The organism is Massilia sp. MS-15, from assembly GCF_020176695.1.
In the GTDB taxonomy this organism is placed as follows: domain Bacteria; phylum Pseudomonadota; class Gammaproteobacteria; order Burkholderiales; family Burkholderiaceae_D; genus Telluria; species Telluria hydrophila.
This window is the reverse complement of record NZ_JAIWIA010000034.1, coordinates 1-16,150: the sequence shown is the minus strand read 5'-3', so window position 1 is coordinate 16,150 and position 16,150 is coordinate 1. Positions and strand designations below refer to the sequence as shown.

Here is a 16,150-nt window from a genome sequence, read left to right as displayed (position 1 = left end):
TCACTCTCCATCATGCTATTTCCTACTGAATTCGACGTCATCGTCGTCGGCGGCGGCCATGCCGGTACCGAGGCCGCGCTCGCGTCTGCTCGCACCGGTCAAAAGACCCTGCTGCTGACCCACAACATCGAAACCCTTGGCGCCATGTCGTGCAATCCTTCGATTGGCGGCATCGGCAAGGGCCACCTTGTCAAGGAAGTCGACGCGCTTGGCGGCGCCATGGCGATCGCCACCGACGAGTCGGGTATCCAGTTCCGTATCCTGAATTCCTCCAAGGGCCCGGCCGTGCGCGCCACCCGCGCGCAGGCCGATCGCATCCTGTACAAACAAGCGATTCGTTCGCGCCTGGAAAACCAGCCGAACCTGTGGCTGTTCCAGCAGGCCGTGGAAGACCTGATGCTGGAAGGCGAGCGTGTGGTCGGCGCCGTTACCCAGGTCGGGCTGAAGTTCCGTGCCCGTGCCGTGGTGCTCACTGCCGGCACATTCCTGGACGGGAAGATCCACGTCGGCCTGCAGAACTACTCGGGCGGCCGCGCCGGTGATCCGCCCGCAGTGTCGCTGTCGAGCCGCCTGAAGGAACTCAAGCTGCCGCAGGGCCGCCTGAAGACCGGCACGCCGCCGCGCATCGACGGCCGCAGCATCGATTTTTCTGTCCTGTCCGAGCAGCCGGGCGACCTCGATCCGGTGCCGGTATTCTCGGTGATGGGCAACGCCGCCATGCACCCGCGCCAGGTGCCGTGCTGGGTCACGCACACCAACGAGAGGACCCACGAGATCATCCGCAACGGGCTCGATCGCAGCCCGATGTACACCGGCGTGATCGAAGGCGTGGGGCCGCGCTACTGCCCTTCGATCGAAGACAAGATCCATCGTTTCGCTTCGAAAGAGTCGCACCAGATCTTCCTGGAACCGGAAGGCTTGAGCACCAACGAGTTCTACCCGAACGGGATCTCGACCAGCCTGCCGTTCGACGTGCAGCTGGAACTGGTGCGCTCGATGCGCGGCATGGAAAGTGCTTTCATCCTGCGCCCGGGCTATGCGATCGAATACGACTACTACGATCCGCGCGGCCTGAAGGCTTCGCTGGAGACGCGGGAGATCAAGGGCCTGTTCTTTGCCGGCCAGATCAACGGCACCACCGGCTATGAAGAAGCGGCCGCGCAAGGCTTGCTGGCTGGCCTGAACGCGGCACTGCAAACGCAGGGCAAGGAAGCCTGGACACCGGGCCGATCGGAAGCCTACCTCGGCGTGCTGGTCGACGACCTGACCACGCAAGGTGTGGCCGAGCCCTACCGCATGTTTACCAGCCGTGCCGAGTATCGCCTGTCGCTGCGCGAAGACAATGCCGACATGCGCCTGACCGAGATCGGCCGCAAGCTGGGTATCGTCGGCGATGCCCAATGGGCCGCCTTCGAAACCAAGCGTGAATCCGTCGCGCGGGAGCTTGAGCGCCTGCGCTCGACCTGGGTTAATCCGCGCATCCTGGCCGCCGCTGAATCCGAGCGCGTGGTGGGGCAGGCGATCGAGCGCGAATACAACCTGGCCGACCTGCTGCGCCGGCCCGGCGTGCAGTACGACACGCTGATGAGCATGGCCGGGGTCGAAGGCCAGCCCCTGGCCGGCCCCGGGGTGGAAGACCCGGCGGTAAAAGAGCAGATCGAGATCCAGCTGAAGTATGCCGGCTACATCGACCGCCAGGCACGCGAAGTCGAGCGTCACGACCATTACGAGAACCTCAAGCTGCCGGAAAACCTGAACTACCTGGAGATCCAGGCGCTGTCGTTCGAGGTGCGCCAGAAGCTGGACAAGCAGCGTCCGGAAACCCTGGGCCAGGCTTCGCGCATTTCTGGTGTCACCCCGGCGGCGATCTCGCTGCTGCTGGTACACCTGAAAAAGCGCGGCGCCAGGGGCTTCAGCAACGCGGCAGTGGAGGGGGCCGAATGAAATACTTCGACCGCGCCGCCCTGGCGCAGGTACTCGCTGATGGTATCAAGGACATGCAGCTCGACGTATCGGCAGCGCAGCAGGAACAACTGCTCGATTACCTGGCGCTGATGAACAAGTGGAACAGCGTCTATAACCTGACGTCGCTGCGCGACCCGATGCAAATGGTGACCCATCACCTGCTCGATTCGCTGGCAGCGGTGCCGGCCTTTGCGGGCGCACGCAATGTGCTGGACGTCGGGGCAGGCGGCGGCTTGCCCGGCGTCGTGCTGGCGATCTGCCGCCCCGACATGAAAGTGGCGATGATCGACACGGTCCACAAGAAAACCGCCTTCCTGAAACAGGTGAAGGCGGAGCTGGAGCTGGTCAATGTCACCGTGCACACGATGAAAGTGCAAGACCTTGAGGTGAGCGACAAATTCGACGTGATTACCTCGCGCGCATTTGCCGATTTGTCGGATTTCCTGGAGTGGTCAGGGCACCTGCTGCAGGAAGGCGGCAGATTCATCGCGCTAAAAGGCACGGCGCCGGCAGAAGAGCAGGAGCGGGTACCGGCAGCATGGAAAGTGACAGGCCTGCAGGCGCTGCAGGTGCCGAGGCTCGGGGCGGAACGCCACCTGGTGTTCGTCGAGAGATCGAACCAAACAGAATAAACCGTATAAACAGTTTATACCGTTCATACAATATAAATTGTTAAAATGGTTTGTATGATATGAACGGTATGTTGCCTTGTTGCGATCTCCTTTAATAGAACCGCGGATAAAGAACAGATGGCGAAGATTTTTTGCGTAGCGAACCAGAAGGGTGGCGTCGGCAAGACCACCACGTCCGTCAACCTGGCGGCGGGGCTGGCCAAGCTCGAGCAGCGCGTGCTGCTGGTCGACCTCGACCCGCAGGGCAATGCCACGATGGGGGCGGGCATCAACAAGGCGGCGCTCGAAGGCTCGATCTACCAGGTGCTGCTGGGCGAGCTCGACGTCGCCGGCGCGCGCGTGCGCTCCGAGTCAGGGCGTTTCGACGTGCTGCCGGCCAACCGCGAGCTGGCCGGCGCCGAAGTCGAGATGGTGGCACTGGAAAACCGCGAGCGCCGCCTGAAGGACGCGCTGGGCGCGGTGGCGAAGGACTACGACTTCATCCTGGTCGACTGCCCGCCGGCACTGTCGCTGCTGACACTGAACGGCCTGTGCGCGGCGCACGGCGTGATCATCCCGATGCAGTGCGAGTACTACGCGCTCGAAGGCCTGTCCGACCTGGTCAACACGATCAAGAAGGTGCACGCCAACCTGAACACCGACTTGCGCATCATCGGCCTGCTGCGCGTGATGTTCGACCCGCGCATGACGCTGTCGCAGCAGGTATCGGGCCAGCTCGAGCAGCACTTCGGCGACAAGGTCTTCAAGACCATCATCCCGCGCAACGTGCGCCTGGCCGAGGCGCCCTCGTATGGCATGCCGGGCGTGGTATTCGATCCGTCCTCGAAGGGCGCGCAGGCGTACATCGCCTTCGGCGCGGAAATGGTCGAGCGCATCAAGACGATGTGATTACAAAACTAGCACGGAAAGCTGACTTAGAATGGCAACGAAAAAATTGAAAGGCCTCGGACGCGGCCTCGACGCACTGCTCGGCGGTGATAGCCAGCCGGCGCCGGCGAAGGCGCCCTCGACCCTCAAGATCGACCAGGTCCAGGCCGGCAAGTACCAGCCGCGCACCCGCATGGATGAAACCTCGCTGAGCGAACTGGCCGCCTCGATCAAGAACCAGGGCATCATGCAGCCGGTGCTGGTACGTCCGCTGCAGGAGGGCGCCCCGGTACCGTATGAAATCATCGCCGGCGAGCGCCGCTTCCGCGCCGCCCAGATGGCCGGCCTGGACGAGATCCCGGTCCTGGTGCGCGAAGTCGACGACCAGTCCGCCGCGGCCATGGCCCTGATCGAGAACATCCAGCGCGAAGACCTGAATCCGCTGGAAGAGGCGCAAGGCATCCAGCGCCTGATCAACGATTTCCAGTTCACCCACGAGCAGGCAGCAAGCGCCGTCGGGCGTTCGCGCAGCGCGGTATCGAACCTCTTGCGCCTGATAAACCTGGCCCAGCCGGTGCAGACCATGCTGATGGCCGGCGACATCGACATGGGCCATGCGCGCGCCCTGTTGGCGGTGGACAGCGCGCACCAGATCACCCTGGCCACCCAGGTGATCGCCAAGCGCCTGTCGGTACGCGAGACCGAGAAGCTGGTCGCGCGCGCCCTCGAGGAGCAGGCGAGCCCGGCAACGCCGGCCCGGGCCAGGGAAAAGCCGGGCGACATCGTGCGCCTCGAGGAAGAACTGTCGGACAAGCTTGCCACCCCGGTGATGTTCAAGATGGGGGCGAAGGGCAAGGGGCAGCTGATCATCGACTTTGCCGACCTCGATATCCTGGACGGTGTGCTGGCGCGCCTGCGTGCCTGAATTGTGTCTTGCGCGGTGCGCCGGATGCGCGTCCGAGTGACGTATGCATGCCACGTTTCCTAACGGCCAGCATGGCATGGACGCGCGGGCGGCGCAGCCGTCCATCCCACGCGAGTCAGTACTGACTCATCAGTTAAGTGACTGAAAATATGGGAAAAAGCGCAATTCGTTTGTTGCTTTCAGCACATCTTTACGCAGCAGTTATAAGCGCGGAATCGTTTGACTCACGTCCGTATAACCACTTATAATCCCGCTGATTCATGTAATTACCACATCGTAACTGTCTGATTGCGCGGCGAGAAACCATAACAATATGTTGCGCATCGTCTCCCTGCAATTGATTGCAACAGTAGCCGCTGGCGTCATCGCCGCACTGCTGGGGGGATGGTCTGCGATGTTTTCGGCAGTACTGGGCGGTTTGTGTTGTGTAGTGCCCAACGGCATCATGGCAGTACGGCTGTTCGCCAACGCCCACCGGGCCGAAGGCGCCAGTCCTGCAACATTTTTCATCTGGGAATTTGTAAAGATTGCACTGACGGTCGCGCTCCTGTTCGCGGTCGCGAAGCTGTACCACGATCTGAACTGGTTCGCCCTGGTGGGCGGCTTCATCGTGGCGCTGAAGAGTTACATCATCTTATTATTTAGGCACTGACAATGGCGACTCCAACCGTAGAAGGCGCAGCACACGCGCCCACCCCATCAGAATACATCACCCACCACCTGGGTCACCTGTCGAACAAGCACCAGGACTTCGTGGTCGACTTCAGTGTCTTCAACTACGACACCATCTTCTGGTCGATCTTCGCCGGTGTGGTCGGCTGCCTGATCATGTGGATGGCCGCCCGTAAAGCGACTTCGGGCGTACCGGGCCGCTTCCAGGCTGCCGTCGAGATGCTGGTCGAGATGGTCGAAGACCAGTCGAAGTCGATCGTGCACGGCAACCGCGCCTTCATCGCGCCGCTGGCCCTGACCGTCTTTGTGTGGGTCGCCATCATGAACTCGCTGGACTTCCTGCCGGTCGACATGTTCGCCGGCCTGTTCAGCCTGCTGGGTGTGGAAAACATCTTCCCGTACCACCGTGTCGTGCCGACCGCCGACCTGAACGGCACCCTGGGCATCTCGCTGGGCGTGCTGGCACTGATGCTGTACTACAGCGTCAAGATCAAAGGCCTGGGTGGTTTCATCCATGAACTGTTCGCAGCACCGTTCGGCATCTGGATGGCGCCGTTCAACCTGCTCCTGAACATCATCGAATATGCAGCAAAAACCGTGTCGCTGGGTATGCGACTGTTCGGCAACATGTACGCCGGTGAGCTGCTGTTCCTCTTGATTGCTCTGCTCGGCTCCATGGCCACCGCATTTGGTGTGATCGGTCACATCATCGCGGGTTCGATCTGGGCGATCTTCCACATCCTGATCGTGTTCCTGCAGGCATTCATCTTCATGATGCTGACGCTGGTGTATATCGGTCAGGCCCATGAAGGCCACTGATCGGCGCCGCAAGCATCGAACAGATAGTGGTTGTAAAGAAGTTGTAGTTTTTAATCTAGTTTTTAAATTAACTTTTGGAGTTACACATGACTGACCTTTCTTTTGTTGCACTGGCTTGCGGTTTGATCATCGGCCTCGGCGCTATCGGTGCTTGCATCGGTATCGCAATCATGGGCGGTAAATACCTGGAAGCTTCTGCACGTCAGCCAGAACTGATGAACACCCTGCAGACCAAGATGTTCCTGCTGGCTGGTCTGATCGACGCGGCATTCCTGATCGGCGTTGGTATCGCCATGCTGTTCGTCTTCGCACGTCCGTTCAGCTAATCAAGCACGACTTGATCTGAAGAGCCGAACCGTCCCTGGTTCGGCATCCGTTTTTGTGAGAAGGAATTTACCGTGAACTTGAACGCAACTTTGTTTGTCCAGTTCGTGGTCTTCTTCATCCTGGCGGGCTTCACGATGAAATTCGTGTGGCCGCCACTGATGAAAGCGCTCGACGAGCGCGCCGAGAGGATCGCGAATGGCCTGGCCGCCGCCGACCGTGGCAAGGCCGACCTGGCCGCTGCCGAAAAGCGTGTGCAGGCCGAAATGGCTGGCGCCCGTGACGAAGTCCAGAAGCGCATCGCCGACGCTGAAAAGCGCGCCGCCCAGATCATCGACGCAGCCAAGGCAAGCGCTGCCGAAGAAGCTGCCCGTATCGTCGCTGCCGCCCAGGCTGACGCCGAGCAGCAGGTGACCCGTGCCCGCGAAGAACTGCGTGGCCAGGTGGCCGCACTGGCAGTGCAAGGCGCCGAGCAGATCCTGAAGCGTGAAGTGAACCCAGCGGTCCACGCCGACCTGCTGTCGAAACTGTCGACCGAGCTCTGATCATGGCTGAACTCGCAACCGTCGCCCGCCCTTACGCCGAAGCGCTGTTCCGTGTCGCCCAGTCCGGCGACATGGCCGCCTGGTCGGCCGTTACGTCCGAGCTGGGCCAGATCGGCGCCAACCCGGACGTACAGGCTTTCGCCGCCAACCCGAAGGTCACCGCCGCTCAGCTGGCCGACACGATTGCGTCTATGGTCAAGTCGCCGCTGAACGCTGAAGCGAAGAACTTTATCGCGATGCTGGCCGAAAACGGCCGCGTCAACCTGCTGCCCGAAATCGCCGCCCAGTTCGCGGCACTGAAGAACGCCAACGAAGGCGCCGCCGATGCGGACATCGTCAGCGCCTTCGAGATCTCGGGTGACCAGCTGGCCCAGCTGGTCGCTACGCTGGAAAAGAAATTTGGCCGCAAGCTGAACCCGTCGGTGACCGTGGATCCTTCGCTGATCGGTGGTGTGCGCGTGGTCGTCGGCGACGAAGTGCTCGATACCTCGGTACGCGCCAAGCTGCAACAGATGCATGTTGCGCTGGTGTCGTAACGAGTTGAATCGACAGCAATCGCACTCGCCGGCCACAGCGCCCTTGCCCTACGCATCAAAAACATTTGGAGTTAGCACTCATGCAACTTAATTCTTCTGAAATCAGCGAACTGATCAAGAGCCGCATCCAGGGTCTGGAAGGTTCGGCTGAAGTTCGCAATCAAGGCACGGTGATCTCCGTCGCCGACGGTATCTGCCGCATCCATGGTCTGTCGGACGTGATGCAGGGCGAGATGCTGGAATTCCCTGGCAACACCTTCGGCCTGGCGATGAACCTCGAGCGCGACTCCGTCGGCGCCGTCATCCTGGGCGCCTACGAGCACATCTCGGAAGGCGACACCGTCAAGACCACCGGCCGCATCCTGGAAGTGCCGATCGGTCCGGAGCTGCGTGGCCGCGTGGTCAATGCACTGGGCCAGCCGATCGACGGCAAGGGTCCTGTCAATGCGCAACTGACCGCGCCGATCGAAAAGATCGCTCCGGGCGTCATCGCCCGTGAATCCGTCTCGCAGCCGATGCAGACCGGCATCAAGTCGATCGACGCGATGGTGCCGATCGGCCGTGGCCAGCGTGAGCTGATCATCGGCGACCGCCAGACCGGCAAGTCGGCCGTGGCTGTCGATGCGATCATCAACCAGAAGGGCCAGGGCGTCACCTGCGTGTACGTCGCCATCGGCCAGAAGGCATCGACCATCAAGAACATCGTCCGCTCGCTGGAACAGCACGGCGCGATGGAGTACACCATCGTTGTCGCCGCTTCCGCTTCGGAATCGGCTGCAATGCAGTACATCTCGGCCTACTCGGGCTGCGCGATGGGCGAATACTTCCGCGACCGCGGCGAAGACGCGCTGATCGTGTACGACGACCTGTCGAAGCAGGCCGTCGCCTACCGCCAGATCTCGCTGCTGCTGCGCCGTCCGCCGGGCCGCGAAGCCTACCCGGGCGACGTGTTCTACCTGCACAGCCGTCTGCTCGAGCGCGCAGCCCGCGTGAACGCCGACTACGTCGAGAAGTTCACCAACGGCGCCGTCACCGGCAAGACCGGTTCGCTGACCGCACTGCCGATCATCGAAACCCAGGCAGGCGACGTCTCGGCCTTCGTTCCGACCAATGTGATTTCGATTACCGACGGCCAGATCTTCCTGGAGACCTCGCTGTTCAACGCCGGTATCCGTCCTGCGATCAACGCCGGTATCTCGGTGTCGCGCGTCGGTGGCGCAGCCCAGACCAAGGTCATCAAGGGCCTGTCGGGCGGTATCCGTACCGACCTGGCGCAGTACCGTGAACTGGCTGCGTTCGCGCAGTTCGCATCGGACCTGGACGAGTCGACCCGCAAGCAGCTGGACCGCGGCGCGCGCGTGACCGAACTGCTGAAGCAGCCGCAGTTCTCGCCGCTGTCGACCTCGCTGATGGCCGCATCGCTGTTCGCCGTCAACAAGGGCTACCTGGACGACATCGAAGTCAAGAAAGTGCTGCCGTTCGAGCACGGCCTGCACAACTTCCTGAAGTCGAGCCACGCTGCCCTGCTGTCGAAGATCGACGAAACCAAGCAACTGGACAAGGACGGCGAAGCTGCGCTGGCCGCCGCCATTGCTGATTTCAAGAAATCCGGCGCATATTAATCGTCAAGCCGGCGCTGCCCGAGGGCGGCGCCGGTGCGCGGAAGGAGTAAGGACTCATGGCAGTAGGCAAAGAGATTCGTGGCAAGATCAAGAGCGTAGAGAATACGAAGAAGATCACCAAGGCGATGGAAATGGTCGCCGCATCGAAAATGCGCAAGGCGCAGGACCGCATGCGCGCCGCCCGTCCCTACAGTGACAAGGTTCGTACCATCACCGCCAATCTGGCCGGCGCAAACCCGGAATACACGCACGCATTCATGGCGCAAGCCAAGGACGTGAAGGCGAAGGCCGTGGGTTTCATCGTCGTCACGACCGACAAGGGTCTGTGCGGCGGCATGAACACCAACGTGCTGCGCCAGGTGACGATGAAGGCGCGCGAAGTGGAACAGGCAGGCAACACCGTCGAGGCGGTTGCTATTGGTAACAAGGGCCTCGGTTTCCTGAACCGCATGGGCATGAAGGTCGTGTCGCAAGCGACCCAGCTCGGCGACACCCCGCACCTGGACAAGCTGATCGGTCCGGTCAAAGTGATGCTGGACGCGTACCAGGAAGGCAAGCTCGACGCTGTCTACCTGTGCTACACCAAGTTCATCAACACGATGAAGCAGGAACCGATGGTCGAGCAGCTGCTGCCGCTGCCGGCGAAGCACCTGGAAAAGGATGCGGGCGGTATCAGCTGGGACTACATCTACGAACCGGAAGCACAGGTCGTCATCGACGAACTGCTGGTGCGTTACGTGGAAGCGCTGGTGTACCAGGCGGTTGCAGAAAACCTGGCGTCCGAGCAATCGGCGCGCATGGTCGCGATGAAGGCCGCGAGCGATAACGCCGGCAGTGTCATCAGCGACCTGAAGCTGGTCTATAACAAGACCCGCCAGGCTGCGATTACCAAAGAACTGTCCGAAATCGTGTCGGGTGCGGCTGCTGTCTAAGCAAGCGAACGCCCTTGGGGAAAGAGTTAAGCGAGCAAGGCGAGCGGTACTCTGTCCCCAACCGATCAAGCATACAAGAATTTAACTATATCTGAAGGAACGAAAATGGCTGATGGCAAAATCGTTCAGTGTATCGGCGCTGTGGTCGACGTGGAATTCCCGCGTAACGCCATGCCGAAAGTGTACGACGCACTGAAAATGGAAGGTTCGGAACTGACCCTGGAAGTCCAGCAGCAGCTGGGCGACGGCGTGGTCCGTACCATTGCACTGGGCAGCTCGGAAGGCCTGCGCCGCGGCATGATCATCCAGAACACCGGCAATCCGATCATGGTTCCGGTCGGCACCCCGACCCTGGGCCGCATCATGGACGTGCTGGGCAACCCGATCGACGAATGCGGTCCGGTCAGCCACGAGCGCATGGCATCGATCCACCGCGATGCACCGGCCTACGACGAACTGTCGCCGTCGACCGACCTGCTGGAAACCGGTATTAAAGTGATTGACCTGGTCTGCCCGTTCGCAAAAGGCGGCAAGGTCGGCCTGTTCGGCGGCGCCGGCGTCGGCAAGACCGTCAACATGATGGAACTGATCAACAACATCGCAAAGGCGCACTCGGGTCTGTCCGTGTTCGCCGGCGTGGGTGAGCGTACCCGTGAAGGTAACGACTTCTACCACGAGATGGCGGACGCCAAGGTCGTCGACCTGGAAAACCCGACCAACTCGAAAGTGGCGATGGTCTACGGCCAGATGAACGAACCGCCGGGCAACCGCCTGCGCGTCGCGCTGACCGGCCTGACCATGGCGGAAGCCTTCCGTGATGAAGGCAAGGACGTTCTGTTCTTCGTCGACAACATCTACCGCTACACCCTGGCCGGTACCGAAGTGTCGGCACTGCTGGGCCGTATGCCGTCCGCGGTGGGCTACCAGCCGACCCTGGCCGAAGAAATGGGCCGCCTGCAAGAGCGCATCACCTCGACCAAGACCGGCTCGATCACCTCGATCCAGGCCGTGTACGTCCCTGCGGATGACTTGACCGACCCGTCGCCGGCAACCACCTTCGCCCACCTGGACTCGACCGTCGTTCTGTCGCGTGACATCGCTTCGCTGGGTATCTACCCGGCAGTGGACCCGCTGGACTCGACCTCGCGCCAGCTGGACCCGCTGGTCGTCGGTGAAGAGCACTACAACACCGCGCGCGCCGTGCAGGGCACCCTGCAGCGCTACAAGGAACTGCGTGACATCATCGCGATTCTGGGCATGGACGAACTGGCGCCGGAAGACAAGCTGGTCGTCGCACGCGCTCGCAAGATGCAGCGTTTCCTGTCGCAGCCGTTCCACGTCGCTGAAGTCTTCACCGGCTCGCCGGGCAAGTACGTTTCGCTGAAGGACACGATCAAGGGCTTCAAGATGATCGCGTCGGGCGAACTGGACCACCTGCCGGAGCAGGCCTTCTACATGGTCGGCACCATCGAGGAAGCAATCGAGAAGGCCAAGAAGCTGGCTGCCTAAGCCGGATTCTTAACCCGAAGGACAGACATGGCAAACACCATTCAAGTGGACGTGGTCTCGGCCGAAGAGCAGATCTTCTCCGGCCTGGCTACCTTCGTCGCGCTGCCGGGTGAAGCGGGTGAGCTGGGTATCTACCCGAAGCACACCCCGCTGATCACGCGCATCAGGCCAGGTGCCGTCCGGATCCAGACGGCTGCCGGCGGCGAAGAGTTCGTCTTCGTCGCAGGCGGTATCCTCGAAGTGCAGCCGAACGGCGTGACCGTGCTGGCCGACACCGCGATCCGCGGTGGCGACCTGGACGAAGCGAAGGCACTGGAAGCAAAGAAGCAGGCCGAAGAGCTGATGCTGAACAGGGAATCGAAGATCGACTACGCGAAAGCCCAGGCCGAAATGGCCGCGGCGATCGCGCAGCTGGCGGCGATCCAGAAGCTGCGTTCGAAAGGACGCTGATTCAAGGCATCCGCGTTTGCGGCACCAAGAGGCAGCCTTCGGGCTGCCTTTTTTATTGGCACGTTGCGCGCTCGCCTGGCGATGGCGGCGCACCGTTAGCTGGCAGACGGGTGCGTGGATGGTTGGGTTCGTAGGGTGGGCGGCTCCACCCGAGGACGTGGCTCATCCGCATGATCACCGCCGCCCACGCGTTCAACGCTCCTGCGCGCAGATGGAACGGCGATGCACGACCCGGTTGAACGCGTGGGCGGCGCCAGGAGCGCGGCTGCTTACATGTTCAGGTAGAGCCGACCACCCTACATCTGCCTGAATTGCACTTCCCTCCTGCAAGTTTCCACCGTCACGCATGCCGTGCACGGTTCGCTGGCGCACAGGTGCGCGCCGGTTTCCGGCTTAGTATGGCCTCTTCCAGCATGAGACTCATCGGGCCGGACCATGGCACTTCTTCCAGAATCGCATCAACCCCCAGCCCTGCCGGCGGACGACCGCTTCGGCCAAACCCTGTACCGATTTCTTTTTTTCGACTGGCTGTTCCGCGACGTGAGCAGGGCGCGCAATGTGTACGAGCGCCACGCCGCGCGCGAGCACAACCGGCGCATGAGGCGTTATTTGCCGGTTTACATGCGGCGCTGGTCGGTGCTGGCCGCCTGCGACCTCGTGCTCGGCTTCCTGTTCGAGCGCGTGCTGTCCGCCACGGTGCTGTCGGCCCTGTTCTTCACCGGTACCTGCGTGACCATCACCGGCATCCTGGTGATGACCGTGATCTGGCTGTTCCTCGCCGCCCGCCTGCCATGACGCCTCCCTAGGCGGCCCGTTCGCCCCCGGATAGCCACCACTCGACCCATCCGAACGACCGCTGATCGGCTCCCGATTGCGGCCGACCCGGCCCCGTACGTACAGTCACGGCATCCAAAACAAGAAAGGAATGCCGACCATGTTCATCCGTACCGCCATCTGCGCCGCCGCGCTGCTCCTGTGCACGCCGCAGGCCGCCTTCGCTGCCGACGCCAACCAGGACAAGCCGGTGAGCAAGCGCGCCCTCGCGGACCTGTCGGCGCGCCTGCACGCGACCATCGCTCCCTACTTTCCCGCCGAGGCGCCGGGCGGCGTCGTGCTGGTCGTCAAGGATGGCCAGACCGTCCTGCGCCGCGCCTACGGCATGGCCGACACGATCAAGGGTGTGAACATGGCGCCCGAGATGGCCATGCGCATCGGCTCGATGACCAAGCAGTTCACCGCCACCGCCATCCTGCTGCTGGCGGACGAGGGCAAGCTCTCCGTCGACGACGAGATCACCAGCTACCTGCCGGACTATCCGACCCAGGGCAAGCGGATCACCATCGAACACCTGCTGACCCATACCTCGGGCATCGTCAGCTATACCGGCAAGCCGGGCTTCTCGCAGCGTGCGCCGCAGGACACCACGGTGACGGCGCTGATCGACTCGTTCAAGAACGACCCGCTGCAGTTCGAGCCGGGCAGCGCCTGGCGCTATAACAATTCCGGCTACTACCTGCTCGGCGCCATCATCGAGAAGGTCGCGGGCATGCCTTACCACCAGTTCCTCGCACAGCGCATCTTCACGCCGCTCGGCATGGACCACACCGCCTACGAGGGCCAGGAGCGCGCCAGGTGGCCGAGCGCCGCAGGCCATTCGCCGGCGGAGAACGGTTTCGGTGCGGCCCGCCCGCTGGGCAGGAACCAGTCCTATGCCGCGGGAGAGCTGGTCTCGACCGTGGACGACCTGGCGAAGTGGGATGCCGCGGTCGGCAAGAAGCTGCTCACGCCGGCCACCTGGCAGCGCGCCTTCACCTCCTACCGCCTCAGCGACGGCAAGGACAGCCACTACGGCTATGGCTGGGAGCTGAGCCTGATCCAGGGCGAAGCGGTCATCGGCCACAGCGGCTCGACCCGTGGTTTCCGCTCCTACGGCCTGCGCGTGCCCGCCAAGGGCGTGTATGTGGCGGTGCTGACCAATGGCGACGGCGGCACCGTGGTGCCGGACGTGGTGGCGCGCCGGGCGGCGGCGGTCGCCATCGGCAAGCCGCTGCCGGAATTTCGCGAAGTGGCGCTCGATGCCGCTGCGCTGGATGCGGTGGCAGGCGTGTACACCCTGGATGGCAGCCGCCGCGTGTTCTGGCGCGACGGCGACTTCCTCTCGGTGCAGCGCCCGGGCCGCGGGCCGCTGGTGCTGAAGGCCATGTCGGCCAACGCGTTCTTCGTGCCGGATACGGCCGACTGGTTCGTGTTCCAGCGCGAGGGTGGCGCCGACACGGGCAAGGTGACCGGCGTGACCTATTACCAGGACGGCAGGGCGCTGGTCCACACCCGCAGCAGCGAGCCGCCGCCGCCGCCGCGGATCGTGGCCAGGATCGCCGACGCCGCCTTCGATGCGCACGCCGGCCGCTACGAGATCCAGCCCGGCATGGTGCTGGAAGTGAAGCGCGACGGCAGCCGCTACTTCGTGCAGCCGAGCGGCCAGCGCCGGCTCGAGATCTTCCCCTTGAGCGAAACCCGTTATTTCGCGCGCGATATCGATGCCGAGATCGGCTTCGAAGGCCAGGCCCTGTCGTTCAGGCAGGGCAGCCGCAGCTTCACCGGGCGCCGCCTGTAGTCCACGCTTGCCCCCCTTCGTGGTGATGCCAGCCACGCGCGGGGGGCGATATAGTGAACCACGCCAGGACAACAACAGAAAGGGATGCCGACCATGCTGCTCCGTTCCGCCATCTGCGCCGCCGCGCTGCTGCTGTGCCATCCGCATGCCGCCTTCGCCCAGGATACGGCAGCCTCCACACTGGTCCAGCAAGACCTGGCCAGCCGCATCGACGCCGCGCTCGCGCCGTATTTCAGCGCCGGGATGCCGGGCGCCACGGTCATCGTGGTCAAGGACGGCAAGACCGTGCTGCGCCGCGCCTACGGCATGGCGGACACCGCGCAAGGCGTGCCGATGACGCCCGACATGGCGCTGCGCCTCGGCTCGATCACCAAGCAGTTCACGGCGGCGGCGATCCTGCTGCTGCAGGAAGAAGGCAAGCTGTCGGTAAGCGACGACATCACCAGGCACCTGCCTGACTACCCGACCAGGGGCAAGCGCATCACCATCGAGCACCTGCTGACGCATACCTCGGGCATCGCCAGCTACACGGGCAAGCCGGACTACGTCAATCGCATGGCGCAGGACCTGACGGTGGCCCAGATGATCGACTCGTTCAAGAACGATCCGCTCGACTTCGAGCCGGGCAGCCAGTACCGCTACAACAATTCGGGCTACTTCCTGCTCGGCGCGATCATCGAAAGGATCTCCGGCCAGCCCTACCACGCCTTCCTGGACCAGCGCATCTTCACGCCGCTCGGCATGCACGACACCCATTACGAAGGGTTTGGACGCGGCAAGGCGCCGGTGGCCGCCGGCCATACCCGCGGCGCGGCCGGTTTCGGCGCCGCCAAGCCGCTCAGCATGAGCCAGCCGTACGCGGCGGGTTCGCTGGTGTCCACCGTGGACGACCTGGCGCGCTGGGACGCGGCCATCGGCGCCGGGCGCCTGCTCAAGCCGGCCAGCTGGCAGCGCGCCTTCACCTCCTATCGCCTGGACGACGGCAAGCCGACCAACTACGGCTATGGCTGGGATGTCAGCAAGGTGCAGGGCGAGACCGCCATGGGCCATGGGGGCGGCATCAACGGGTTCAGCACCCATGCGCTGCGCTTCCCGGACCAGAAGGTCTATGTGGCGGTGCTGACCAACAGCGATAGCGGCCCGGCCAATCCGGCCGTGGTGGCGCGCAAGGCGGCCGGCATCGCCATCGGCAAGCCATACCGGGAACTGCGCGAAGTGGCGCTGGACGGCAGGGCGCTCGATGCCGTCAGCGGCGCCTACGGGATCGAGAAAGGCGTGCAGCGCGTGTTCCGGCGCAGCGGCGAGGTGCTCACGATGCAGCGTGGCGGCCGCCCGCCGGTGATGCTGAAGGCTGCCTCCGCCACCGAGTTCTTTGTGCCCGGTGCGCTCGACTGGTATGCGTTCCAGCGCGACGCCGGCGGCAAGGTCACCGCGGTGACCCACCACCAGGATGGCAACACGGTGCCGTATCCGCGCAGCGGCGACGCGGCCCCGGCACGCCAGGCGGTGAAGATCGCCAATGCGTCCTTCGACGCGCGCGCCGGCCGCTACGAGCTGGCGCCGGGCTTCGTGCTGGAACTCATGCGCGACGGCGACCGTTACTTTGCCCAGGCCACCGGACAGGGCAGGCTGGAGATCTTCCCGATGAGCGAGACCGCCTTCTTCTCGCAGCAGGTGGATGCGGAGATCAGCTTCGAGCAGGTGGCAGGAAGGGAAGGGCAGACGCTGGTGCTGAAGC

Annotated in this window: 16 protein-coding genes; all 16 read left to right on the top strand. The window is 63.2% G+C overall.

Going from position 1 to position 16,150, the window contains the following annotated elements:
• Positions 1 to 12: 12 nt before the first annotated feature.
• Positions 13 to 1,944 carry a tRNA uridine-5-carboxymethylaminomethyl(34) synthesis enzyme MnmG gene (gene mnmG / locus LCI23_RS13660; protein WP_224946998.1) on the top strand — a complete coding sequence of 644 codons (1,932 nt, stop codon included), beginning with the start codon at positions 13 to 15 and terminating at the stop codon, positions 1,942 to 1,944.
• On the top strand, positions 1,941 to 2,597 hold the full coding sequence (gene rsmG / locus LCI23_RS13655) for a 16S rRNA (guanine(527)-N(7))-methyltransferase RsmG (RefSeq protein ID WP_224946997.1): 657 nt from the start codon (positions 1,941 to 1,943) through the stop codon (positions 2,595 to 2,597). The genes mnmG and rsmG overlap by 4 nt, the downstream gene beginning before the upstream one ends.
• Positions 2,598 to 2,714: 117 nt before the next feature.
• Positions 2,715 to 3,485: a ParA family protein gene (locus LCI23_RS13650; RefSeq protein WP_224946996.1), complete on the top strand. Its 771-nt coding sequence runs from the start codon at positions 2,715 to 2,717 to the stop codon at positions 3,483 to 3,485.
• Between the two features lie 31 nt (positions 3,486 to 3,516).
• Positions 3,517 to 4,389: a ParB/RepB/Spo0J family partition protein gene (locus tag LCI23_RS13645; protein WP_224946995.1), complete on the top strand. Its 873-nt coding sequence runs from the start codon at positions 3,517 to 3,519 to the stop codon at positions 4,387 to 4,389.
• A 313-nt stretch (positions 4,390 to 4,702) separates the two neighbouring features.
• Entirely contained in the window at positions 4,703 to 5,041 is a 339-nt protein-coding gene (locus LCI23_RS13640) for an ATP synthase subunit I (RefSeq protein WP_224946994.1), read from the top strand.
• Positions 5,042 to 5,043: 2 nt separating this feature from the next.
• Positions 5,044 to 5,880, top strand: a complete 837-nt coding sequence (gene atpB / locus LCI23_RS13635; RefSeq protein WP_224946993.1) for a F0F1 ATP synthase subunit A — start codon at positions 5,044 to 5,046, stop codon at positions 5,878 to 5,880.
• An 86-nt stretch (positions 5,881 to 5,966) separates the two neighbouring features.
• Positions 5,967 to 6,206 carry a F0F1 ATP synthase subunit C gene (atpE, locus tag LCI23_RS13630; RefSeq protein ID WP_056340707.1) on the top strand — a complete coding sequence of 80 codons (240 nt, stop codon included), beginning with the start codon at positions 5,967 to 5,969 and terminating at the stop codon, positions 6,204 to 6,206.
• Positions 6,207 to 6,278: 72 nt separating this feature from the next.
• Positions 6,279 to 6,749 (top strand): F0F1 ATP synthase subunit B, encoded by a 471-nt coding sequence (locus tag LCI23_RS13625; protein ID WP_224946992.1) that lies wholly within the window; start codon positions 6,279 to 6,281, stop codon positions 6,747 to 6,749.
• A gap of 2 nt (positions 6,750 to 6,751) precedes the next feature.
• Positions 6,752 to 7,285, top strand: a complete 534-nt coding sequence (locus LCI23_RS13620; protein WP_224946991.1) for a F0F1 ATP synthase subunit delta — start codon at positions 6,752 to 6,754, stop codon at positions 7,283 to 7,285.
• Positions 7,286 to 7,365: 80 nt separating this feature from the next.
• Positions 7,366 to 8,907, top strand: coding sequence for a F0F1 ATP synthase subunit alpha (atpA, locus tag LCI23_RS13615; RefSeq protein ID WP_224946990.1), 1,542 nt, complete (start codon positions 7,366 to 7,368; stop codon positions 8,905 to 8,907).
• Positions 8,908 to 8,963: 56 nt separating this feature from the next.
• The gene (gene atpG / locus LCI23_RS13610) at positions 8,964 to 9,839 is read left to right on the top strand and encodes a F0F1 ATP synthase subunit gamma (protein ID WP_224946989.1); all 876 of its coding nucleotides are present in this window, start codon (positions 8,964 to 8,966) and stop codon (positions 9,837 to 9,839) included.
• Between the two features lie 105 nt (positions 9,840 to 9,944).
• On the top strand, positions 9,945 to 11,348 hold the full coding sequence (gene atpD, locus LCI23_RS13605) for a F0F1 ATP synthase subunit beta (RefSeq protein ID WP_159699287.1): 1,404 nt from the start codon (positions 9,945 to 9,947) through the stop codon (positions 11,346 to 11,348).
• A 27-nt stretch (positions 11,349 to 11,375) separates the two neighbouring features.
• Complete coding sequence (locus tag LCI23_RS13600) at positions 11,376 to 11,798, top strand: F0F1 ATP synthase subunit epsilon (protein ID WP_224946988.1); 423 nt, start codon at positions 11,376 to 11,378, stop codon at positions 11,796 to 11,798.
• 435 nt (positions 11,799 to 12,233) lie between these two features.
• Positions 12,234 to 12,593, top strand: coding sequence for a hypothetical protein (locus tag LCI23_RS13595; RefSeq protein ID WP_224946987.1), 360 nt, complete (start codon positions 12,234 to 12,236; stop codon positions 12,591 to 12,593).
• Positions 12,594 to 12,732: 139 nt separating this feature from the next.
• The gene (locus LCI23_RS13590; RefSeq protein ID WP_224946986.1) at positions 12,733 to 14,412 is read left to right on the top strand and encodes a beta-lactamase family protein; all 1,680 of its coding nucleotides are present in this window, start codon (positions 12,733 to 12,735) and stop codon (positions 14,410 to 14,412) included.
• A 93-nt stretch (positions 14,413 to 14,505) separates the two neighbouring features.
• On the top strand, positions 14,506 to 16,150 hold a 1,645-nt coding region (locus tag LCI23_RS13585), incomplete at its 3' end, for a serine hydrolase (RefSeq protein WP_224946985.1).